The sequence below is a fragment of the Nocardia flavorosea NBRC 108225 genome (genome assembly GCF_001613385.1).
Taxonomy (GTDB): Bacteria; Actinomycetota; Actinomycetes; order Mycobacteriales; family Mycobacteriaceae; genus Nocardia; species Nocardia flavorosea.
Genome location: NZ_BDCG01000022.1, coordinates 62,470 through 83,292, shown reverse-complemented (window position 1 = coordinate 83,292; position 20,823 = coordinate 62,470). Strand labels below are relative to the sequence as shown.

Below are 20,823 nucleotides of genomic sequence, written 5' to 3'. Positions count from 1 at the left end.
GGGTCGAACAGGCCGAACGCCACAGGTGATGCCGGCAGCATTTCGCAGACCACTCCCGCCCATGGCGATGACAGTTGCGGCAGGATCGCGGTATGCAGAGTGAGATCTTCGCCAACGAGAACATGGCCCAGCCCGCGACCGCGCCCGGGTTGACCGCGCAGAGCACGAAAGCATTGAAGTACGCCGTGAACGGCGAGTGCCTCGCGCGGCAGGGGTCGATGGTGGCGTTCCGCGGGAGCCTGCAGTTCGAGAAGAAGGGACAGGGGGTCGGGAAGTTCCTGCAGCGGGCACTCACGGGTGAGGGTGTGCCGCTGATGTCGGTGCGGGGGCAAGGGGAGGCGTGGTTTGCGCATTTCGACCGGAACTGTTTCCTGGTCGACCTGGTGCCCGGCGATGCGCTCACCATCAACGGCCGCAATATTCTGGTGTTCGATTCGAGCCTGCAGTACGACATCCGGATGGTGCAGGGCGTCGGGATGGCCGGTGGCGGGCTGTTCAACTGTGTGTTCACCGGGCAGGGGCGGCTCGGGCTGGTGTGCGCGGGGACACCGATCATCATTCCGGTGCATCCGCAGGCGCCGGTTTTCGTGGACACCGATGCGGTGGTCGGGTGGAGCGCGCAGTTGCAGACCTCGTTGAATCGTTCGCAGAGTTTCGGTTCGATGGTCCGTGGTGGTTCGGGCGAGGCGTTCCAGCTGCGTCTCGACGGTGAAGGATTCGTCATCGTGCAGCCCAGCGAGGCCTGATCGCAGACCCGGTAAAAAAGTTCCGGAAATTTCCGGCGTGGATGTCGAGAACGTCGTAACGGCTCCGTCCCAGGTGTGATCGACCAACCAGGGTCGGACATCCGAAGGGAGAATCCATGGCGAAGTACCTGCTCCTCAAGCATTACCGCGGCGCTCCGGCGTCGGTCAACGATGTGCCGATGGACCGGTGGACCCCGGCCGAGATCGAGGCACATATGCGATATATGCGGGATTTTGCGGACCGCCTGGAGAGCACCGGCGAATTCGTCGACGGTCAGGCTCTGGCGCCGGAGGGCGCGTGGGTCCGCTACGACGGCGAGGGCAAACCGCCGGTGACCGACGGCCCGTTCGCGGAGACCAAGGACCTGATCGCGGGCTGGATGATCATCGACGTCGACTCCTACGACCGCGCCGTCGAACTGGCCGGCGAGTTGTCCGCGGCGCCCGGCGCGGGCGGGAAACCGATCCACGAATGGCTCGAGGTACGCCCGTTCCTGACCGCCCCGCCGACCGTCACCGAGTGATGACCGCCGACGCGCTGGACGCGGGCCGGCTGCGGGACCTGATCCCCGGTGTCCTGGCGGCCCTCGTCCACCGCGGGGCGGATTTCGCGACCGCCGAGGACGCCGTGCAGGAGGCGCTGCTGCGGGCCGTCGATACCTGGCCGCGGCGGCAGCCCGACGATCCCAAGGGCTGGCTGATCACCACGGCGTGGCGGTGTTTCGTGGATCTGGCCCGCTCCGAATCCGCACGCCGAAACCGTGAGCTGCGGGTTTCCGAAGAACCGGCGGCGGGGCCCGCCGCGGCGGAGGACGAGACGCTGCGGTTGTATTTCCTGTGCGCGCATCCGGCGCTGACGTCCGCCTCGGCCGTGGCGTTGACCCTGCGAGCGGTCGGTGGTCTCACCACCCGCCAGATCGCGCAGGCCTACCTCGTCCCCGAAGCCACCATGGCGCAGCGGATCAGCCGGGCCAAACGCACCGTGAGCGAGGTCCGGCTGGATACTCCCGGCGATCTGCGCACGGTGCTGCGGGTGCTGTACCTGGTGTTCAACGAGGGATACAGCGGTGATATCGACCTGGCCGCGGAGGCGATCCGGCTGACCCGCCAGCTCACCGCCACCACCGGCGACCCGGAGGTCGCGGGCCTGCTGGCACTGTTCCTGCTGCACCATGCCCGCCGCCCGGCCCGCCTTCGCGCCGACGGCAGCCTGGTTCCGCTGGCCGAACAGGATCGGGAGCTGTGGCGCCGGGACCTGATCGCCGAGGGCGTAATGATCCTGCAGGCGGCCCTGGCCCGCGACCGGCTCGGCGAGTACCAGGCGCAGGCGGCGATCGCGGCACTGCACGCCGATGCGCAGACAGCGGAGGAGACCGACTGGGTGCAGATCGTCGAATGGTACGACGAGCTGGTCGGGATCACCGGCAGCCCGATCGCCCGGCTCAACCGTGCGGTGGCCGTCGGCGAGGCCGACGGCCCGCAGGCGGGTCTCGCAGCGCTCGCCGGACTCGACCCGGAACTCCCCCGATACACCGCATCCGCGGCTTACCTCCACGAACGGGCCGGCGATATCGCCACGGCCGCGCGGCTCTATGTACAGGCCGCCGACCGAGCGCAGAACCTCGCCGAACGCAACCACCTCACGCTCCGCGCCGCCGTCCTCCATCAGCAGCTTCGGGATGACGGCAGCTGACGCCGGATCCGTCCGGGCGTTGTCCGGTCGGTCCCACGCGTCGGCGTTCGCCGTCCGGAAGCGAGCCGAGAACGCGGTCGTCACATCGCCGGGCTGCGGTGAGCGCCACCTCGAGGGGGATGCCCGGCATCCAGCGGGCTTTCCTTGCGTCGCGCGACCGGACGATCGCTGTCGTGCCACGGGCAACACTCTCGCGCGAGCTCCAGCGGCAGCGTGCCGAGGTCGCCATACCGCCGCCGCGAGTTCACGGCTGCGTGATACGGATCAGATTCTGCCGTGTTCGCGCAGCGTGCTGATATTGCCGAGGGTCACCACGCCACGCCATTCCACGGTCTGACCGGGCGTGAAGTGCAGGAAGTCGAAATCCCAGCCGCCGTCGTCCAATTGCTCACCCTCGAGCCGGTCCAGTTCCACGGCAATCGTATGTTCGTCGAACAACACCCGGCTCGGTGCCGCCGGATGCGGAGACAATGTGAGCGGGCCGATCTGCTCGTTCTCGACACCGCCTTCGACCGGGACCGTGCCGTCGGCGCGGATCGCGGACCGGAAACGTTCGACGGCCGCGGCGGCGCGGACGGGGTCGGGTACGGCATCGAGGAATTGCAGCGCGAATTTCACGGTGTAACCGGCGGGGGCCTCGGCGGCGTCGATCCGGTGCCAGCACCATGTTGTCGCCTTGTCGAGCCATGGATGCTGCACTCCGAGCCGCCACAGGGCGGCAGCGAGGGCGTAGGTGAGGAATCCGGCCTCCGGATCCGGTGCCATCCACGGGGCGTGTGGGTGGCCGGTAGCCGACGGCAGGACGGTCGGCACACCGCCGTCCGGGTCGGCGATACCGGCGATCCAGCCGGCCAGCCCGGTGACCATCGGATCTGCGGCCGTATCCAGTTCGGCGAGTATTTCCAGCGCGGACAGTGCCGCCGACGGCTGGCTGCCGGGGCATCGCACATCGGGTTCCAATGCGTGCCCGAATCCGCCGTCGGGGTTGCGGTAGGCCGCGAGCGCGGTGCGGACGGGGTCGACGGGGCTGCCGTCGAGGAGTACGGAGAGCCGGTGCCGTTCCAGGACACGGGCACTGGACTCGATGTAGTGCCGGGCCGCTGCGAGGTCGATGCTCATGTACCCGGAGGTTAGGCAGCTGTGAGTGTGGCGTCTTCCAGAAATCGGACAGGAGTGAGGCCGGTGAGGTGCCGTACTTCGTCGGTCATATGCGCCTGGCCGGCGTAGCCTGCCGCGTACGCGCGCTCCGCGAGCGATTCCCCGTCTGCCGCGACCAGCCGCCGCAGCCGGGCAACCCGGGCCAGGAATTTCGGCCCGTACCCGACGGCCGCCGTAACCCGCCGGTTCAGGTGACGCTCACTGATGCCCAGGTCGGCGGCCACGGCCGCGACCTGGGCCCGGGGGACGACCAGCCGGCGCACGGCGGCACCGATCAACGGATCCGGTTCGGCCTTGCGGTGCAGTACGGCTTCGGTCAGCAGCCGCAGCCGGGCCGCCGGGTCCGCGGTTTCGGGGCGATCGGGCCAGTCGGCCACCGCGGGCCAGAGATCGGACAGCGGCAACTGCCGATCGCGGACCTCGTCGGCGGGCACGCCGAGAACACGGCCGGCGGTTCCCGGCCGCAACCGGAGGCCCTCGGCTGTCTCGCCGACCGTCGGCCACAGCATCGGCTCGGTATCGGCGCCGACCACCAGCAGGCGCCGGCCGAGCCACACCAGGTCGACGCATCCGTCCGGTATGACTCGCTGCGTACCGGCGAGGAGAGCGTCGCTGTTCCACACGCACGCCACCACCGGTTCCGATCCGGTCGGCGGCCGGTACTCGCGGTAACCGCCCACGGCTCGACTCTAGCCGGGACCGCCGGACGTTCTCCGCCGCGCGGGGACGACCGCCGGAGCCGCGATCAGCGCTTTCGGCGCGTTTGCCGATCGGCGTCGTAGGCGCGGCGCGCCCGCTCGACCTCGGCGAGGTTGACCGACCAGTCGGCCAGGGCCGCGAACAGCGGCGCCAGGCTGCTGCCCAACTCGCTGATCTCGTAGACGACCCGGGGCGGAACCTCCGGATGGTATGTGCGCGTGATCAACCCGTCGCGTTCGAGCTGCCGGAGCCGTTCGGTCAGCACTTTCGGGGTGATCGTGGTGATCGATCGCTGGAGTTCGACGAAGCGGTGCGGCCCGCGGTAGTGCAGCACCCACAGGATCGGCGTGGTCCAGCGGCTGAACACCACATCGACCACCGGTGCGATGGGACAGGCGTTCTCCGGAGCGATCTCCACGTCCGGGTTCCAGGCTGTGGTTTCGGTCACAATAGTGCCCTACCTCCAATACTTCCCTCTAGGTACCTACTGTCTTTCGAATAGTAGCGTCGCATCACCGAAGTCGAGAGGAAAAACATGATCGTGATAACGGGAGCGACCGGCAATGTCGGACGACCGCTGGTACAGGCGCTGGCCGCGGCGGGAGCAGAGGTCCGGGCGGTCTCGCGGGCAGCGGAGGCAGCGGATTTCCCCGCCGGTGTCGAGTATCGGCGGGCCGACCTGCTGCGGACGGAGGAATTGACTCCCACTCTCACGGGCGCCCATACCGTATTTCTGCTGACTTCCGGCGATTTTCTCGGCGCGGGCGGAGATCTCGCCGAAGTCGTGAAGTCGGTCCGCAGCGCGGGCGGGCGCCGAGTGGTACTGCTGTCCTCACAAGGGGTCGGCACCGGAAATCATCCCGCGGACGCGGAAGCGGCGGTGCGGGATTCCGGTCTCGACTGGACGATCTTGCGCCCTGGGAACTTCGCCTCGAATGCACTGCAATGGGCGGAATCGGTGCGCGCCGAGCGGACCGTCACGGCGCCGTTCGCCGATATCGCGTTGCCGGTGATCGATCCGGTCGATATCGCCGCGGTGGCCGCCGCTGCCCTGCTCGACGACAGCCACGACAGCACGATCTACGAACTCACCGGCCCCGAGCCGGTATCCCCCCGGCAGCAGGCGGCCGCCCTCGCCGCAGCGCTGGGCGAACCGATACGTTTCACCGAACTGTCGCGCGCGCAGGCAACGGAGCGGATGGCGCAGTTCATGCCCGGGCCGGTGGTCGAATCCACACTGGACATACTCGGGAGCCCGGCACCCGCACTACAGCAGGTCAGCCCGGACGTCGAAAAGGTACTGGGCCGGGCACCGCACACTTTCGCCGAGTGGGCGGTACGCAACTCGGCGGCGTTCCAGTAGCCGGGCCGGGCGCCGCGATCAGCGGCAGCAGTTGGGATCCAGCACCACACACAGGGCGGCGAGCGCGTCGCGGTGGGCGCGGTGGACGACGTTCATTCCGTTGCGTTCCGAGGTGATCAGGCCCGCTTTGCGGAGTTGCGCCAGATGATGACTGACGGTGGATTCGGACAGGTCGACCGCGGCGGCGAGGTCGCCACCGTTGGCCCCGGCGACCGAGGCGGCCAGCAGTAGCGACATGAGCTTGACCCGGACGGGGTCGGCGAGCGCTTTCAGGCGGAGCGCGACGTGCAGGGCCGCTTCGTCGTCGATGGGACCGGCGGCCACGGGGGCGCAGCAGACGGGGGCGGTCGTATCGATGACGGGTAGCGCTTTCGGCATATTCCGATACTACCGACAGCGTTGACATATGTCGAAAAGGTGGCAGACTCGGCCACACCACCTTTTCGATATAAGTAACACAACTGGAGGTTCGTGATGTCTCGTGTACAGCTCGCCCTGAATGTCGACGATCTGGAGCAGGCGGTCGGGTTCTACTCGACCCTGTTCGGTGCCGAACCCGCGAAACGCAAACCGGGCTATGCGAATTTCGCGATCGACGAGCCGCCGCTGAAACTGGTGCTGATCGAAAACCCCGGTCAGGGCGGCAGCGTGAACCATCTCGGAGTGGAGGTCGAGTCCTCGGAGAAGGTCCACGCCGAGATCGCACGCCTGACCGAGGCCGGTCTGTTCACCGAGGAACAGATCGCGACCACATGTTGCTTCGCCACCCAGGACAAGGTGTGGGTGACCGGACCGAACGCCGAACGCTGGGAGGTCTACACGGTCCTCGCCGATACCGAGCACTTCGGTACCGCGCCCGAGTTCGCCGAGACGGACGACCGCGCGGCAGTACAGGCATGCTGCGGCACCGGCAACAGTGGAGCCGCCGACGCGGACGAGGTCGCGTGTTGCGCACCGGCGGCCACCGGAAGGTGAACTCCGCGCCGCGATACGGGTTCAGCAGCCCGTACCTGACCTGAGCAGCTGTTTGCCGGAGGGGACGCGGGTAAACCGCTCCCGATATGCCGGTACGCCGGCGATCCGTACGACGGGAACGGAAAAAACCATGAACGACTCCACCGGCAACAGCATGTTCGTCGACGAGGAAGTGCGGATACCCGTCGGCGATATCCACCTCGACGCGCGGGTCCGGCTGCCCGCGCCGGACTGCGGGATCGTCGTTTTCGCACACGGCACCGGCAGCGGCCGGCACAGTCCGCGCAACCGGTACGTGGCCGCCGTGCTCGAGCGGGCGGGACTCGGCACCGTACTGCTCGATCTGCTCACTGCCGAGGAAGAGCACCGCGACCTGAGTACCCGGGAGCTGCGATTCGACATACCGTTGCTGTCCGGCCGGCTGGCGGCAACGGTGGACTGGCTGGCCGGCCGGGCCGCAACCGCGGAGAACCCGGTCGGCCTGTTCGGGGCCAGCACCGGCGCCGCGGCCGCACTCCGCACTGCCGCCGAGCGTCCGGCCGCGGTCCACGCCGTCGTCTCCCGCGGCGGCCGCCCGGACATCGCGGGCGACGCCCTCACCCGGGTCCGGACGCCCACGCTGCTGATCGTCGGCGGCGCCGACGAAATAGTTCTCGATCTCAACCGGCAGGCCCAGCAGCATATGACCGTGCGCCCCCGCCTGGAGATCGTGCCGGACGCCACGCATCTGTTCGAAGAACCCGGAGCGCTCGACCGGGTATCCGCGCTCGCGACCGACTGGTTCCTGGCCAACCTCGGCACCGCACCCACGGCGAGCCCGGCGTCCTGAGCCGGGTCAGGCGCCGAGCGACCGGACCTCGCTGTCGAGCAGTGCGGCCTGGGTGACCAGGTCATTGTCTGCCGGGCTTTCCCCCAGTTGGGCGACGAGGCCGGCACGCGTCACGACGACCAGACCGGCACCGTCACCCGGGGAGCGGTCTTGGACCTGCATTCGCCCCTCGGACAGTACGAGGCAACTGTCCGGCCCCGCTTCGAGCAGTCGCCGTAGATCGGCCGGATCGACCTGTGTGTGGACCCGGTGCTCGGCACTTTTTCCAGCGGAATTGTCGGTATCCATGCGCCCCGTATGCCCCGGGTGTCCGCGCGGAAACACTCGTAGCGCTCGCCCGGCCGCAGCGTCGTCACGACCCCGTGGCCTTTCGCACCCGACGCGAGCGCCGCCGCTGCGCGGCGGCTCGCAACTGATTACGGATCACTGTGAGTGCGGGCCCCGCGGCGGCGCCGATATCGGCGGCCCCGCCCTGTTTGCCGGCGGCACGGCCGGGTACTGCCGCGCCGCAAGCGAGATATTCACGAGGGTCGCGGTGGCGTCCCGGGAAGGTTCTCGAGGGTGACAACCGATGTGGAACGCATCCGGCGGGCGCTGTCGGAGGCCGACTTCCCGGCGGAGGAGGCCGGCTTGGTGAGCTGCGCTGCCGAGTCGGGCGCCGACGAGGATACGGTGCGCGCTGTGAAAGCCATCCCGCCGGTGGAGTACGCCGACCTGGCGGAAGTACCGCAGTCGGTGAGCCTCGACGACGGCCGGACCGATGCCGAACGCGCCGCGCAGAGCCGCGACCACGCGCATCCGACGGTGACCGAACGAGAACGTGCGGTACCGCCGAATCCGGTGGTCGACGAGCTGGGCGAGAACCGCGGGAGCTGATCCGTAGGAGGTGGACACCCATGGCGGAAACAGTGGTCGACGACGAACTCTGGGACGATTTCCATCGGGTGGTCAATATGTCGTCGCGTGAACTCGGCGATTGGTTGCGCACCGAGGCGGCGAGCGCGGTGGCCGAACGGGAACCGGATCGCTCCGGGCCCGAAATCGGCCGTCAGGTTCTGGCGATTCTCGGCAAACGCCGGACCGATCTGACCGCCGGGGATGTAACCGTCATGCGCCGTGTGGTGGCCACGGTCACCGCGGAACGGCGCGACGATCTGGAACCGGTGACCGGCGACGCGCAGTTCCGGCATCGGCTGATGTGCCTCGGGCACGACCCGCTCAAAGCGGCGTAACCGCTGTCCGGCCGGTTCAGGTAGGCAGCAGTTCGGCGATGAGTGCCACAACTCGGGCGCGGATCTCGTCGCGGATCGGGCGTACGTCGTCGATACCTTTGCCCGCCGGGTCGGGGAGGTCCCAATCCCGGTAGCTGATGCCGGGGAAGACCGGGCAGCTGTCGCCGCAGCCCATGGTGATCACCACGTCCGAGGACTGCACCGCGTCCGCGGTGAGAATCTTCGGCGACTGGGTGGCGATATCGACACCGACCTCGGCCATCGCCGCAACCGCCGTGGGATTCACGGTGGCGGCGGGTGCGCTGCCCGCGGAGCGGACCTCGATTGCGTCTCCGGCGAGGTGGGCGAGGAATCCGGCGGCCATCTGGGAGCGTCCGGCATTGTGGACGCAGACGAACAACACGGTGGGTGGCGTCATGGAATCGTCTCTTTCTGAGGCGTGGTTCAGGGCCGGACGTCGACGTCGCGGTGACCCGCCTCGGTCGGTGTGCCGGAATTCCGGAACTTGTTGCGTAGGGCCAGGGAGACATAGACCAGCCCGACCAGCACCGGGACTTCGATCAGCGGGCCCACCACCCCGGCGAGCGCTTGACCGGAGGTGGCGCCGTAGGTGGCGATCGCGACCGCGATGGCGAGTTCGAAATTGTTGCCCGCCGCGGTGAACGCCAGTGTGGTGGTCCGCTCGTAGCCGAGGCCCATGAGCGCGCCGAGCAGGTAGCCGCCGCCCCACATGATCGCGAAATACGCGAGCAGCGGCACCGCGATCCGCACAACATCGAGGGGCTGCGCGGTGATGCGCTCGCCTTGCAGTGCGAACAGCACCACGATGGTGAACAGCAACCCGTACAGCGCCCACGGCCCGATCCGCGGGATCAGCGTGGATTCGTACCAGTCGCGGCCTTTCGTGCGCTCCCCGAAGCGGCGGGTGAGGTATCCGGCCAGTAGCGGGATGCCGAGGAAGATCAGTACCGATTTCGCGATCTCCCAGGGGGAGGCCTCGATCGTGGTCTGCTCGAGGCCCAGCCATCCGGGCAGCACCGAGAGGTAGAACCAGCCCAGAACTGCGAACATGATCACTTGGAAGACCGAGTTCAGCGCCACGAGTACAGCGGCGGCTTCCCGGTCACCGCAGGCCAGATCGTTCCAGATGATCACCATGGCGATACACCGCGCCAGCCCGACGATGATCAGTCCGGTGCGGTATTCGGGCAGGTCCGGTAGCAGCAGCCAGGCCAGCGTGAACATCAGTGCCGGCCCGAGCAGCCAATTCAGCGCCAGTGACCCGGCCAGCAACCGCCGGTCGCCGGTGACGGTGTCGAGGCGGTCGTAGCGGACCTTGGCGAGCACCGGGTACATCATGATCAGCAGCCCGAGGGCGATCGGCAGCGAGATCCCGTCGATTTCCACCGCGGCCAGGTTGTCGCCGAGTCCGGGGATCAGCCGTCCCAGCAGCAGTCCGGCGAGCATCGCCACCCCGATCCACACCGGCAGGAACCGGTCCAGCGTGGAAAGCTTCCCGACCACACCCGGCGCACTGCGGGTCGTCTCGGCGCTCACGCGTTCATCTCCGCGGCCGCGCCGCTTTCCGTCAGCAGAACGTCCGAGAGCCGCCGCAGCACCTCCGGGACCACCCGGTAGTACACCCAGGATGCGCGCCGCTCGCTGGTCAGCAATCCGGCACCACGCAGCACCTTCAGATGATGCGAGATCGTGGGCTGGCTCAATGCGATGCCTTCGGACAGATCGCAGACGCAGGCCTCCTGCCCGGCCCGCGACGCGATCGAGCTGAGCAGCCGTAATCGCACGGGATCCGACAGCGCTTTGAATACCGCTGCCAGCTCCACCGAGGCATCCGCCGACAGTGGTTCCCGGATCCGCGCAGAGGGACTGCACCCCTCTATCGGCACCTGCGAATTAGACATTCATCGATATTGACAATCATCTAACCCATAGGCAAACGAATAGCGGGTGAACTATCCCACGACCGCTGCGCCCGGCCGCCCGGCACGCCGGCCCCGGGTGCGTGGGCGTCTGCCTCGGACCGCCCGGCCACCTCTCGACAGCGCTCACCCTCGGTTCCGCCGGGCTGCCCGGCGCCGGGACACCGGACGCGCTCATGCCGGTTCCGAAAAGCGAAGGCCGGGGCGGCGCTTCAGCCTGCGGCGGGCGCCAACCGCGGGACCGGCGGCAGCGACGCGGACCCCGGGGTGGCGCGGAACGCTTCGATCACCAAGGCGGCGAAGCGCCGCGAGGCCGCGGTGCGGGCAGCTTGCGAGCCGGGTTGGATACCCCGGTGCGCCATGAGCATCAGCATCAGGTCGTCCAGCGCGAAATCGGCGCGGAGGTGCCCCGTTTCTTTGGCGCGGCGTGCCAGTTCGGTGACCGATTTCAGTGCGTACTCCCGGCTCGCGGCGAAATCCATGGCGTTCGGGAACGTCGACATGAAGGCTTCGGTGAAGCCTCGGCTGTGCGCGTTCAACTCGAACGTCCGCTCGATGACGTGGCAGAAGCCGCGCCACGGGTCCGGATCGGCCAGGCCCTCGTCGGCGATGGCGTGGCAGGTACGCATCTGGTCGGCGAATGCCTCCGTTGCCAGGGATTCCTTGGTCGGGAAATGGCGATAGAGGGTGGCGGGCCCCACCTCTGCGAGCCGCGCGATCTCCCGCATCGGCACGTTCAGCCCCTCGGCGGCGAACAGGACACGCGCCGCGTCCAGGATGCGTTCGCGGTTGTCTCTGGCGTCGGAGCGCAGCGGGTGAGTCAAATGTTCGGGCATCGCTCTCAGTTTAGCTAAACGGACGGGGGCGTCCGTTAGCGTCGGGAACGAGCGAGACGATCCATTCCTCGCCGACCGGCCCCAGACCGAGGAGAGACAGTGAAGGTAGTCGTCATCCAGTCATTCGGCAGCCCCGACGGGCTCGCCGTCACCGATATCCCGTCCCCCGTTCCCGGCCCGGGACAGGTGGCGATAGCCACCGAGGCGATCGGTGTCGGCGGTGTCGACGCGATGATCCGGCGCGGCACCATCGCCGGGGTCGGCATCGAGGAAGGCCACGTTCCCGGCTCGGAGGTCGCCGGAATCGTCACCGCCGTCGGCGCGGGTGTCGACACCTCGTGGACCGGTAAGCGCGTGTGGGCGTTCACCGGCCGCGGCGGCGGTTATGCGGAACAGGCCCTCGCCTCGGTCGAGGAAATCCTGCCGCTGCCCGCGGGCTTGTCCGCGGCCGACGCGGTCACTCTCGGAAGTTCCGGAATGGTGGCACATTTCGCCCTGGCACACGCCCATTTCGCGGCGGGGGAAGCCGTGCTGGTGCGCGGCGCCGCCGGCAGTATCGGAGTCATGGCGGTCCAGCTGGCGGCCCGCGGCGGCGCCCGCGCCGTGGCGGTCACGACCTCCTCGGCGGAGCGCGGCGCCCGGCTGAGCGCACTCGGAGCGACACATGTGCTGGACCGTTCCGGCGCAGGCGCCGACGCGCCCACCGGCTACGACGTCATCATCGACATCATCTCCGGACCGGATATGCCGGCGTTCTTCGACAAGCTCGCGCCGAACGGCCGCATGGTCGCCGTCGGCGCCGTCGCGGGCTTTCCACCGGCGGATTTCGGCGCAACCATGCTGGCTTCGTTCGTGAGGTCGCTGTCGTTCGCGACCTTCAGCGCGGATACGGTCGCGCTGCCCGACCGCCGTGCCGTACAACTCGACCAGTGGGCCGCCGCGAGTCGCGGCGATCTGCGGGCGGTCGTCCACGAATCGCTGCCTCTGGAGAAAGCCGCACTCGCGCACCGGAAAATGGACGAGGGCGACGTGTTCGGCAGATTCGTCCTGATTCCGTAGCCACACCTGAACAGTGAACTGCGGTGCGCCCCGGCCGATTCGGTATCGGACCCCTCAGTCGTCCGATACCACTGTGTAGAGCTGGAAACTGCCACGGAACCCCTTGAGTTCGGCTTCGCGGGCGGCGGTGACAGCGATACCCGGCCGATCGGCCACGACGTCGCGCACCGCCTCGCTGACGAGAACCTCCCCGCCGCCCGCCTGTGCGGCGACCCGGGCGGCCAAGGCCACATTCCGGCCGAACAGGTCGTCGCCGCGGCGGACGGATCGCCCCATATGGATCCCGATCCGCACTCGGACACCGGCCACAGGTTTGCCGAGGGCGCCGATGGAGCCCTGCACGTTCAGGCCACAACGCACAGCCTGCTCGGCGTCACCGAATGCGATCATGAAACCGTCGCCCTGGCTTTTCACGATATGCCCGTTGTGCGCGGCGACGTACTTGCGGATCAGCCGGTCGTGCCGGCCGAGCAGCGCGACCCAGGCGCGGTCGCCCAGTCGTTCGTTCAGCGCGGTGGACCCTTCGATATCGGAGAAAGCGATCACCACATCGCCGTCGGCGCTGAGCCGCGCCAGATCCGGTCGTTCCACCTGTGCCCAGCCGGCCAGGTCTTCGATCGAATCGAGTACCGCCGCGCGAAACCCTTTGCGGCGCACGAGTCCGGCAGCCTGCCATACGGTTCTGACTGCTTCGCGGCCACTGTCCACCAGCAGCTGCCGGGTATCGGGCCGGCGCCGCGTCTCGGCGAGTTCCCGGCGGCTGCGTACCAGCAACCGCCACAGCACGATCAGGCTCGCGGCCTCGGCTACGACAACCGCCGCCAGGATGTATTCGACCATCGGGTCTCCTACCGCTGCGCGGTGTCGCCCGAAGGGGCTGGTTCGGTGTGCGCGGCCCGGCTCAACTGCTGGGACACTTCGGGCAGGTCGAGGTGGATTCGGCGGTCCATGGCTCGGGCGAGCAGTTCATCGGCGACCTGGCGGACCGCCGGGCGTAGCTGGGCGAGTGCCCCGGCGAGCTCGTTCAGCCGCTCGGGGGCCGGGTTCTCCGATATCGGGTCGACGAGGTTGACCCGGAATTCCCGGACGAAGGCGAAGGCCATCCGGTCGAACGCCGCTTCCAGTTCCCAGCTCAGGGCGAGGACCGAGCGCAGCGGAATACCGGCCGCCACGAAGGCGGTCGCGGCCTCGAGCAGCCGTCCGCTGGAGTAGACGAAGCGGTCTTCCTCGATACGCAGGTAGCCCAGCGCAATTGCCTCGGTGATGGCCTCGGGAGTGGCTTGTTCGCCGAAACGTGTCATCATCTGGTCGAAGTCCAGGGTGACTTCCCCGTCTCCCCAGGTTTGTGATGCCGCTGTTTCGAATCCCAGCAGCTCCGATACTCCGCCGCCGTGCTCGGCGCTTGTCAGCAGATCGGCGATACCGTCGAGGCTGTGGCCGCGGCCGAGCAGGTCGGCGATGAGTCGCAAACGTTCGAGATGGGCCTCGTTGTATACGGCGTGGCGCCCCTGACGCCGCGGGGCGTCGAGCAGGCCCCTGTCCTGGTAATAGCGCACAGTCCGCACCGCGACGCCGGCGGCCTCGGCCAGCTCCGCGACCCGATACTCGTGCGGATGTTGCGTCATTCTCATCCTCCCGCTCCTCGCCTGCGAGCCGCAGTTTCGGCAATCTTAGCGGCACTGTCTCAGTAGATGGTGGTTTCTACTACCGGATCGTCCGGGCCGGGCGCGGGTAACCGCGGGAATGTTGTGGCATGGGTCACCGACGGTTACAGTTCCTACTGATACAGATGGGCGCCGGCGGACCGAGCCGGCACAGGGGACCCGCGCAGTTCGGCGGTAAGGAGGCCGAGGTCAGTGCTGACGAACACCCCTCGCACAAGCAGGGAACTCGAGATCGCCGGATTGCCGGCGATCGCGCATCTGCCCCGGCCGCGGCGACTATCCCAGCAGTTGCTGGACCATCTCGCCCGTGGAGGCGGCGGTGCCGCGCCCGGGGCGGTACTGCCGTGTGGCGTCGCGCGGCGCGAAGCCGGCGAGGTAGTGGCCGGATGCCTGGAACTGGTGGCCGCGGCGCTACAAGGTCGCGCGGCCGGTCGAATGCCCGAGCCGGTTCAGGAAAAGATCGCCGATTGGGCCGCCGACGGCGTGGCGCTGGAAGCCGTGCAGCACGCCACCCACGTCGGGTTCCGTTTCGTTCTGGATCTGCTCGCCCGGCATGCCGACGGCACCGACAGCCGGGCACTCGTCGTGGCCGGCCAACGGCTGGCCGAGGTTCTGGACGGCGTGATCACCACTTTCACCAGCGCCTACATGCGCGAACTGCGTACCAATACGGCCATGCGCCAGGCCGGTGCGGAAGCCCTGGCAGCGGCTTTGATCGCTGGGACAAGCACGCCGGAGTTGGCGCGTGAGTGCGGATTCCGCGGTGCGGAGGCATACGCGGTACTCGCCCTGACCCTCAGCGGTCCGGCGAACGAGACCGTCGACGATGGACACGATCCCGTGGGCGCGCTCCGCCGGCTGCGACGTCTGCGCGGTGAGCTGACCATGGGCGACGATGTGCCGCCGGCACGGCTCAGCGAGGAAGGCGGCACCGTGCTGATCCCCTCGGTTTCGCACGACGACGCCACCGCCGCGCGGCTGTTCGAGCGTCTGCGGATGGCCGCGGGCGACCCGCTGCTGGCCACCGTGGTCCACGCTCGCCGCGACCAGATCCCCGAAGCGACCCGGCGCGCACATGAACTACTCGACCTCGCACAGCGCCTGAACCGTCCCGCCCGCTTGTACGGGATGGCCGATCTCGCCGTGGAGTACCAGATCACCCGTCCCGGCCCGGCCCGGCGCCGCCTGGCGAAATCGCTGGACCCGCTGCTTGCCCAGCCCGAGTTGCTGCAGACGCTGTCCACCCACCTGGCCAATGACCGCAACCGTAAACGCACCGCCCGCGCCCTCTACATCCACGCCAACACCATCGACTACCGATTGCGTCGTATCGCCCGGCTCACCGGACTGGATCCCGCGGATGCCGAAGGCCTGTGGCAGCTACAAGCCGCCCTCATCGCCCATGCCTACGAAACCGTCCGGTCCGGCCCGGATTTGTCCGCACCGGCCCCTCTCGAGAATCCCGGGCACCTCGTAGCCTCCGCGGCCGTCCTTCCGGCGTCCGGACCACCGGTCGCCCCCGTAGGAGCCCTCGGTTAGGCGACGGGATCCTTTGCCTGCTGTGCAGTCCGTCGTTCCGGGCGCCGACTCGTCGCGGAGCCCGCCCGGAACCCCGGATGCTGGCGATCAGTCGAGGACGGCGTATGCCTCGACCTCGACCAGCACATCCGGTTCGAAGAGGTAGTCCACACCGATCGCCGACAGCGGTGGTAGCGGCCGGGGTATCCCCAGCTCGTCCACGACGCTGTCGATACCCGCGACGAAGTCGTCGTCCTTGTCCGGGCTCCAGTTCGTGACGAAGAACCGCAGGCGGACGACATCGGCGAAGGTCGCGCCCGCCCCCGCGAGGCCGCGCGCCGTACTGCGCAGGGCGTGCGCGACCTGGCCGGCGAGGTCGCCTGTCGCGACGGGATTACCGTCGGCGTCGCGTGCGATCTGTCCGGCGACGTGCACCTGGCGGGCGCCGGTGGCGATGGAAACGTGGTGATACGGAACGGGGGCGAACATACCTTCGGGGGTGAGCAGCTGCACTGCCATGGTTGTCCCTTTCGCTGGTCGAAGCAGGTATCTGATGTCTACCTGGTGCACGAAGGGAACTTCAACGAGACTAGGTTTCATGATGGAAACCACCGCACCGGCCCCGCAGCTCACCGCACAGCACCGCGATCTGCTCGATCAGGTGCTCGACAAATGGTCGTTGCGGATCCTCGATGCCTTGTGCGAGCACGGACCGCTGCGCTTCAACGGCCTCCGCCGGGCCATACCGGTCGTGACCCAGAAATCGCTCACCACCGCCCTGCGCCGCCTCGAACGCAACGGGATGATCGAGCGGATCGTCACCAGCACCCGCCCCGTCGCCGTCGAATACCGCCTGACACCGCTCGGCCGGTCCTTACAGGACCTCCTCGACGCACTCCTGAACTGGGCGACGGGCACCTTGCCCGAGGTCGAACGCGCCCGGGCGGAATTCGACGACCGGCTGGAGGCGGTTCAACCGGAGCTGTAGCACCGCGCCCCCTGAGCCGTCAGGCCATCTCCGGGACCCGCAGATGTGCGAGCGCCAATTCGAATTCCCGCACGTCGAGTGCTTCCACCCCGGCCTGCCGGGCCGCATCCACCCGCAGTGACGCCGACTGCTCCCGGCTCGCCCGCATCGCCGCGGCACTGTCGTAGCTGGTACACGAGACCGCGCGGCCCGTCCGGCGGTTGACCATCAGACTCGCACTGCAGAATCCGTCCAACTGCTCCATTGCGGGCAGGGTGGCGGACTTGTACACCTTCACGGCCGAATCGATGCGGCTCGGCTCGGTCTTCACCCAGGTCGCGCGCGCACACGCCCCCTCGCCCACTCGGTGCGCCCGATGCAGTCCGGCGATCTCCCAGTCCTGGATCTGCGCACTTCCGCCGAACGTGACGAGCCCCCGGTCGCGGATGGGAGCGACCCGATCCTTGCTCTCGTCCATCGCCTCCCGAGACTCCCACGAACTGGTGGCGATGCAATGCCCGGTATCCCGGTCGACCAGCAGCGACAGCCCCATACACCCGGGAATCTCCCGCAGCGCGGGCAGGACTTCATCGCGCATATACGCGATCCCGGAATCGATAGCGGAGGGTCGCGCCTGAATTCTGGTAGATCGCGCGAACACGACCCACCCCCTCTCTGCTCGGGGCGGCACCCCGGTGGCGCCACCGGCCCCTTTCACCCTGCTCCCTCACCGCCGCGCAGACAAGAGCAGGCCGGTCGCCGTTTCACAACTCCCAGCGTTCACGGTGACGCTACCGGGCGCCGACCAGGTCGGCCCTACCGCTTCCAGCGGCGTCATCCCGCCGCTCGCCGGACGCGACCTGCGCGGTCGAGTCCCACACCGGTTCGCGGGCCATGGCCAGGTGAATGGCGTCCAGCCTGCCGGAGTAACGGTGATTCCTCACCGGCATCGGAGCAGGTACGGGTGATTGGTTTCGTCGAGCGCGAGCGCGGCAGTCCACAAGGAGGCATCGAGCGTGCCGGGAATCCGCCACTCGGCGGTGGCTGGAACGTGGATACGCACCGGGTCCAGCTCGAGCAGGTACCGGTCGGCGACCGCCCACCACTGCCGCCCGGCCGCGTCCATGACCACGGCAACGATCAGGTCGCTCACCCCTGGCAGCTGCCGGCCCGCGACCCGGACCTGTTCGGGAATATGCCGGTTCTCGGCCCGCTCCTCGAGCTGATCGGCACACACCACGAACACGAGTCCGAATCCGAACATGTCCGGCCCCAGCGTGTTCCGCAATTGCGCGGCGCGCAGATGGATCGGGTTGGGTTCATCCTCGCCGCGCTCACCCGCGAGATCGACTGCGGCGCATTCGGCGTCGATACTTTCACCGTCGAACCGGAACCCGTACAGCATGGGCAGCAGCGTCGTGGGCATGGACAGTAGGTAGCGGGCGGTGATCTCGTCGACGGTTTCGGCATCGGGATATCGAATCCCGCTCATCCGGCGACCTCCCAGAACTGGCGCCGGACCACATCCCACAGCGCGGCGAGTTCCGGGAACTGCTCCCGCATATCGGCGAGGTCCGGCGCGGTATCCAGGTCGCGCACCGCGATCACAGTGCGGTCCTGAGCGAGATTGCGCACCCGGATGATCCGGATCCGATTACGGTCCCGCTGCCACACCGCTCGCCACTCCCCCAGTTCGGCGCTGTGGGTTCTACCCCCTGGATGCCGTAGTCGCCCTGGGGCGGTATTTCGCTGTCGATCGACCATGGCGGCTATCGTGCGCCGGAAAACCGGGCCGTGAATGCCTAGCGGCACAATCCTGTTCGAGCCGAGCCATCCATCCAGCACGCCGAACGCCGGACCGGCCGCAGAAGTACGGATCGGACCGTGATCAGGGCCGTTCCGTACTCACGATTGCACGTCGGCGCCTGCTGTCTCGCGGCCGGTGTCGGTGTACCCGCCCGGAATTGAGGCCGGTATTCCCGACCGACCGCGAGGATGAACCCGATGTGGCGGCCCGACGCCGACGCGGATGCCGATCAGCGGGCAGTTCGGCGGCCGGACCGGCCGCGACATGGTGCACTGCGCTGCTGATGCTCACAATGCGGAGGTGTCCATCCGCAGGGCGACGCGGCCCGTGTTGCGTCGTTCCTGGATCGACGCGATGGCCTCGTCGAGGCGATGGACCGCGTACTCGGTGTACTGCGGCCGTATCGCACCGTCCGCCAGTAACTTCCACAGCTGGGACCGACACGACTCGATCAGCTCCGGCTGCGTTCGGGCCAGCAGCCCTATCGAGAATCCGGTGACCGTCTTCAGGTCCGCGAGCAGGCTACCGACCTCGACCGAGCCGCCACCGGCGCTGTAGGCCACCAGCCGGCCGCGCGGAGCCAGCGCCCGGACCGCACGCGGCACCAGCGAGCCGCCGACACCGTCCACGATCACGTCGAATCGCTCATCCCACGGATCGTCGTACGCCACCACGGCGTCCGCACCGCACTCCCGTACGAACCCGGCCTTGTCGATTGCGCCGACCGCGCCGACAATTCGCTTGGCGCCCAGCGCCCGTGCGATCTGCACCGCCAGATGACCAGTTCCGCTTGCGGCGGCGGTGATGAGCAGTGACTTGCCCGCAATGTCGCCACCCGAACGCACGGCGCCCATCGCCACCAGGCCGCCGCGGACCACCGCGAGGCCGGCGGCGGCACCGACATCGGCGGGCAGTTCGGTGACCAGCGCCGGGGCGGCGAGTACGTAGTCGGCGTAGACGCCTTCGAGGACCACACCGCCGACCCGCTTGCCCAGCCATGCGGCAGGGACTTCCGGGCCGACATCGGCCACTCTGCCCACCATCTCACCGCCGGGTTCGGATGCGTTGCCGGCTCGCAGCATTCGCACCAGACCGAGGTGGACTCCGACCAGCTGTGTACGTACCAACAGTTGGCCGGGCCCGGGTACCGGCTGCCGGGCCTCGACTGGTTCCGGACGCCCGGAAAAGCGAATCTTGCGCACTGATGATGCCTTTCGGATGGCTGTGCCGGAACAACCTCCGGCGCGCGAACTGGCAAATTCGTGAGCGGGCGGAGATGCCGCCCGGTCTGGCCGCATCTCCGCCGCCGTTGCTCCCGGTTCCTACCGAGACGCGGTCAGCAGCTGTTTCGAGGCAGCATCTCGACCTCCCTCCAATAATCTTACTATCGGCATAAGATTATGTTCGACGTACTAGATATGTCAAACGCAAATTTACGATGGTGGTATGTTCATGATGGTGAGCACCGAACCCTTCGGCCTGCGAGAGGCCAAGAAGCGCGAGACCAGGCAATCGATCTCCGACCACGCGACACGGTTGTTCATCCAGCGCGGGTTCGAGGCAACGACGATCGCCGAGATCGCCGCGACGGCACGGGTCGCCAAGAAGACCGTGACGAACTACTTTCCGCGCAAAGAGGACCTGGCGCTGGACATCCATCACGACTTCGTCTCCTCGCTCGCGGATATCGCTGTCGCCCGGGCACCCGGCGAGTCGGTGCTGTCGGCTCTGCGCAACGGATTCATCGCCTCAGCACAGCGTTCCGACGCACTGATCGGATTCTCCGGACCCGACTTCTGCCGTATGGTCACCGACAGTCCGACACTGGTAGCCCGGTTGCGGGAACTTCACGAACTGCGTGAGCAGGCGCTGGCCGATGTGTTGCCCGGCGACGACATCACCCGTCGCGCCGCCGCCGCCCAGTTCGGCGCTGCCCACCGTCTGCTGTTCCAGCGCATCCAGGAGCTCACACTTCGGGGCCGGTCGCCCGGGCGGATGGTGGCCACCGTGATCGACGAGGCAACCCAGGTGTTCGATCTGCTCGAGCCCGCGCTCGGCGACTACGCAATCGCCTGACGGCTCGCGTTCCCCGTTTCGCCTCGACGACGTGGCCGGCCGGTTGAACGGTCCTTCCGATACGGTCCGCGCGTTCGACATACCCGGTTGCAGTTTCTCGCGTGCAACGCTGCACCACGGAACGGGAGTGTTGGACTCTGGATATATTTCCTGATCACAGGGCTTTCGCCGGACCCGGGCATATGGTTGGGTTTTCTGGGCACGTCGATGAATTCCGCGGCGAGACAGCGTGATTCATGATGTACCGAAAGCACAGGGTTG

Annotated in this window: 26 protein-coding genes and 1 pseudogene; 12 read left to right on the top strand and 15 right to left on the bottom strand. The window is 68.0% G+C overall.

The genetic code is table 11. The annotated features are described in order from the left end of the window. Nucleotides 1-92: 92 nt before the first annotated feature. From NFL01S_RS28535 to NFL01S_RS28525, 3 genes are all read left to right on the top strand, one after another. The gene (locus NFL01S_RS28535; protein ID WP_062979541.1) at nt 93-746 is read left to right on the top strand and encodes an AIM24 family protein; all 654 of its coding nucleotides are present in this window, start codon (nt 93-95) and stop codon (nt 744-746) included. Between the two features lie 116 nt (nt 747-862). Next, entirely contained in the window at nt 863-1,270 is a 408-nt protein-coding gene (locus NFL01S_RS28530) for a YciI family protein (RefSeq protein WP_062979410.1), read from the top strand. Continuing rightward, the gene (locus tag NFL01S_RS28525; protein ID WP_062979409.1) at nt 1,270-2,439 is read left to right on the top strand and encodes an RNA polymerase sigma factor; all 1,170 of its coding nucleotides are present in this window, start codon (nt 1,270-1,272) and stop codon (nt 2,437-2,439) included. The genes NFL01S_RS28530 and NFL01S_RS28525 overlap by 1 nt, the downstream gene beginning before the upstream one ends. A gap of 264 nt (nt 2,440-2,703) precedes the next feature. Here the strand turns inward: NFL01S_RS28525 and NFL01S_RS28520 are convergent, their stop codons facing one another. From NFL01S_RS28520 to NFL01S_RS28510, 3 genes are all read right to left on the bottom strand, one after another. Beyond that, a complete protein-coding gene (locus NFL01S_RS28520; RefSeq protein WP_062979408.1) occupies nt 2,704-3,558 on the bottom strand; it encodes a prenyltransferase/squalene oxidase repeat-containing protein in 855 nt (284 codons plus the stop codon). 11 nt (nt 3,559-3,569) lie between these two features. Continuing rightward, on the bottom strand, nt 3,570-4,277 hold the full coding sequence (locus NFL01S_RS28515) for a helix-turn-helix domain-containing protein (protein WP_062979407.1): 708 nt from the start codon (nt 4,275-4,277) through the stop codon (nt 3,570-3,572). A 65-nt stretch (nt 4,278-4,342) separates the two neighbouring features. Beyond that, nucleotides 4,343-4,744, bottom strand: a complete 402-nt coding sequence (locus NFL01S_RS28510) for a winged helix-turn-helix transcriptional regulator (protein ID WP_063916076.1) — start codon at nt 4,742-4,744, stop codon at nt 4,343-4,345. An 87-nt stretch (nt 4,745-4,831) separates the two neighbouring features. Here NFL01S_RS28510 and NFL01S_RS28505 point away from each other — a divergent pair, with 87 nt between their 5' ends. Further along, nucleotides 4,832-5,659, top strand: coding sequence for an SDR family oxidoreductase (locus NFL01S_RS28505; RefSeq protein ID WP_062979405.1), 828 nt, complete (start codon nt 4,832-4,834; stop codon nt 5,657-5,659). A gap of 18 nt (nt 5,660-5,677) precedes the next feature. Here NFL01S_RS28505 and NFL01S_RS28500 read toward each other — a convergent pair whose 3' ends face one another. Next, nucleotides 5,678-6,037 carry an Rv2640c family ArsR-like transcriptional regulator gene (locus NFL01S_RS28500; protein WP_062979404.1) on the bottom strand — a complete coding sequence of 120 codons (360 nt, stop codon included), beginning with the start codon at nt 6,035-6,037 and terminating at the stop codon, nt 5,678-5,680. A gap of 96 nt (nt 6,038-6,133) precedes the next feature. On the opposite strand from NFL01S_RS28500, the gene NFL01S_RS28495 reads away from it, so the two are divergent. Beyond that, entirely contained in the window at nt 6,134-6,634 is a 501-nt protein-coding gene (locus NFL01S_RS28495) for an ArsI/CadI family heavy metal resistance metalloenzyme (RefSeq protein WP_062979403.1), read from the top strand. A gap of 130 nt (nt 6,635-6,764) precedes the next feature. Next, on the top strand, nt 6,765-7,463 hold the full coding sequence (locus tag NFL01S_RS28490; RefSeq protein WP_210744921.1) for a dienelactone hydrolase family protein: 699 nt from the start codon (nt 6,765-6,767) through the stop codon (nt 7,461-7,463). A gap of 6 nt (nt 7,464-7,469) precedes the next feature. Here the strand turns inward: NFL01S_RS28490 and NFL01S_RS28485 are convergent, their stop codons facing one another. Further along, on the bottom strand, nt 7,470-7,751 hold the full coding sequence (locus NFL01S_RS28485; RefSeq protein WP_062979402.1) for a hypothetical protein: 282 nt from the start codon (nt 7,749-7,751) through the stop codon (nt 7,470-7,472). A gap of 273 nt (nt 7,752-8,024) precedes the next feature. Between NFL01S_RS28485 and NFL01S_RS28480 the strand changes: the two genes are divergently transcribed. Together NFL01S_RS28480 and NFL01S_RS28475 are read left to right on the top strand one after the other, a co-directional pair. Beyond that, a complete protein-coding gene (locus tag NFL01S_RS28480; RefSeq protein ID WP_062979401.1) occupies nt 8,025-8,339 on the top strand; it encodes a DUF2795 domain-containing protein in 315 nt (104 codons plus the stop codon). 20 nt (nt 8,340-8,359) lie between these two features. Next, a complete protein-coding gene (locus tag NFL01S_RS28475; RefSeq protein WP_062979400.1) occupies nt 8,360-8,695 on the top strand; it encodes a DUF3140 domain-containing protein in 336 nt (111 codons plus the stop codon). Between the two features lie 16 nt (nt 8,696-8,711). On the opposite strand, the pseudogene arsB reads toward NFL01S_RS28475, so the two are convergent. The 3 genes and pseudogenes from arsB to NFL01S_RS28455 form a co-directional block, all read right to left on the bottom strand. After that, nucleotides 8,712-10,252: pseudogene (arsB, locus tag NFL01S_RS28465) on the bottom strand (ACR3 family arsenite efflux transporter). Then, nucleotides 10,249-10,617: an ArsR/SmtB family transcription factor gene (locus NFL01S_RS28460; RefSeq protein ID WP_062979397.1), complete on the bottom strand. Its 369-nt coding sequence runs from the start codon at nt 10,615-10,617 to the stop codon at nt 10,249-10,251. The pseudogene arsB and the gene NFL01S_RS28460 overlap by 4 nt, the downstream one beginning before the upstream one ends. A 230-nt stretch (nt 10,618-10,847) precedes the next feature. Then, a complete protein-coding gene (locus tag NFL01S_RS28455; RefSeq protein ID WP_062979396.1) occupies nt 10,848-11,471 on the bottom strand; it encodes a TetR/AcrR family transcriptional regulator in 624 nt (207 codons plus the stop codon). A gap of 99 nt (nt 11,472-11,570) precedes the next feature. Here NFL01S_RS28455 and NFL01S_RS28450 point away from each other — a divergent pair, with 99 nt between their 5' ends. Beyond that, a complete protein-coding gene (locus tag NFL01S_RS28450) occupies nt 11,571-12,530 on the top strand; it encodes a zinc-binding dehydrogenase (protein ID WP_062979395.1) in 960 nt (319 codons plus the stop codon). Between the two features lie 54 nt (nt 12,531-12,584). Here NFL01S_RS28450 and NFL01S_RS28445 read toward each other — a convergent pair whose 3' ends face one another. Both NFL01S_RS28445 and NFL01S_RS28440 read right to left on the bottom strand, forming a co-directional pair. Beyond that, nucleotides 12,585-13,370, bottom strand: coding sequence for an adenylate/guanylate cyclase domain-containing protein (locus tag NFL01S_RS28445; protein WP_062979394.1), 786 nt, complete (start codon nt 13,368-13,370; stop codon nt 12,585-12,587). Between the two features lie 8 nt (nt 13,371-13,378). Continuing rightward, entirely contained in the window at nt 13,379-14,161 is a 783-nt protein-coding gene (locus NFL01S_RS28440) for a MerR family transcriptional regulator (RefSeq protein WP_062979393.1), read from the bottom strand. A 225-nt stretch (nt 14,162-14,386) separates the two neighbouring features. Here NFL01S_RS28440 and NFL01S_RS28435 point away from each other — a divergent pair, with 225 nt between their 5' ends. After that, nucleotides 14,387-15,733, top strand: coding sequence for a PucR family transcriptional regulator (locus tag NFL01S_RS28435; RefSeq protein ID WP_062979392.1), 1,347 nt, complete (start codon nt 14,387-14,389; stop codon nt 15,731-15,733). Between the two features lie 87 nt (nt 15,734-15,820). Here NFL01S_RS28435 and NFL01S_RS28430 read toward each other — a convergent pair whose 3' ends face one another. Next, on the bottom strand, nt 15,821-16,231 hold the full coding sequence (locus NFL01S_RS28430) for a RidA family protein (protein ID WP_062979391.1): 411 nt from the start codon (nt 16,229-16,231) through the stop codon (nt 15,821-15,823). 79 nt (nt 16,232-16,310) lie between these two features. Between NFL01S_RS28430 and NFL01S_RS28425 the strand changes: the two genes are divergently transcribed. Further along, nucleotides 16,311-16,700 (top strand): winged helix-turn-helix transcriptional regulator, encoded by a 390-nt coding sequence (locus NFL01S_RS28425; RefSeq protein WP_062979390.1) that lies wholly within the window; start codon nt 16,311-16,313, stop codon nt 16,698-16,700. A 19-nt stretch (nt 16,701-16,719) separates the two neighbouring features. Here NFL01S_RS28425 and NFL01S_RS28420 read toward each other — a convergent pair whose 3' ends face one another. The 4 genes from NFL01S_RS28420 to NFL01S_RS28405 form a co-directional block, all read right to left on the bottom strand. Continuing rightward, nucleotides 16,720-17,340: an antibiotic biosynthesis monooxygenase gene (locus NFL01S_RS28420; RefSeq protein ID WP_062979389.1), complete on the bottom strand. Its 621-nt coding sequence runs from the start codon at nt 17,338-17,340 to the stop codon at nt 16,720-16,722. 279 nt (nt 17,341-17,619) lie between these two features. Beyond that, nucleotides 17,620-18,171 carry a hypothetical protein gene (locus NFL01S_RS28415; RefSeq protein WP_062979388.1) on the bottom strand — a complete coding sequence of 184 codons (552 nt, stop codon included), beginning with the start codon at nt 18,169-18,171 and terminating at the stop codon, nt 17,620-17,622. Next, entirely contained in the window at nt 18,168-18,443 is a 276-nt protein-coding gene (locus NFL01S_RS28410) for a hypothetical protein (RefSeq protein ID WP_157117040.1), read from the bottom strand. The genes NFL01S_RS28415 and NFL01S_RS28410 overlap by 4 nt, the downstream gene beginning before the upstream one ends. A gap of 330 nt (nt 18,444-18,773) precedes the next feature. After that, on the bottom strand, nt 18,774-19,568 hold the full coding sequence (locus NFL01S_RS28405) for a quinone oxidoreductase family protein (RefSeq protein ID WP_245670943.1): 795 nt from the start codon (nt 19,566-19,568) through the stop codon (nt 18,774-18,776). 364 nt (nt 19,569-19,932) lie between these two features. Here NFL01S_RS28405 and NFL01S_RS28400 point away from each other — a divergent pair, with 364 nt between their 5' ends. Next, the gene (locus tag NFL01S_RS28400) at nt 19,933-20,562 is read left to right on the top strand and encodes a TetR/AcrR family transcriptional regulator (protein ID WP_245670928.1); all 630 of its coding nucleotides are present in this window, start codon (nt 19,933-19,935) and stop codon (nt 20,560-20,562) included. Nucleotides 20,563-20,823 lie beyond the last annotated feature (261 nt).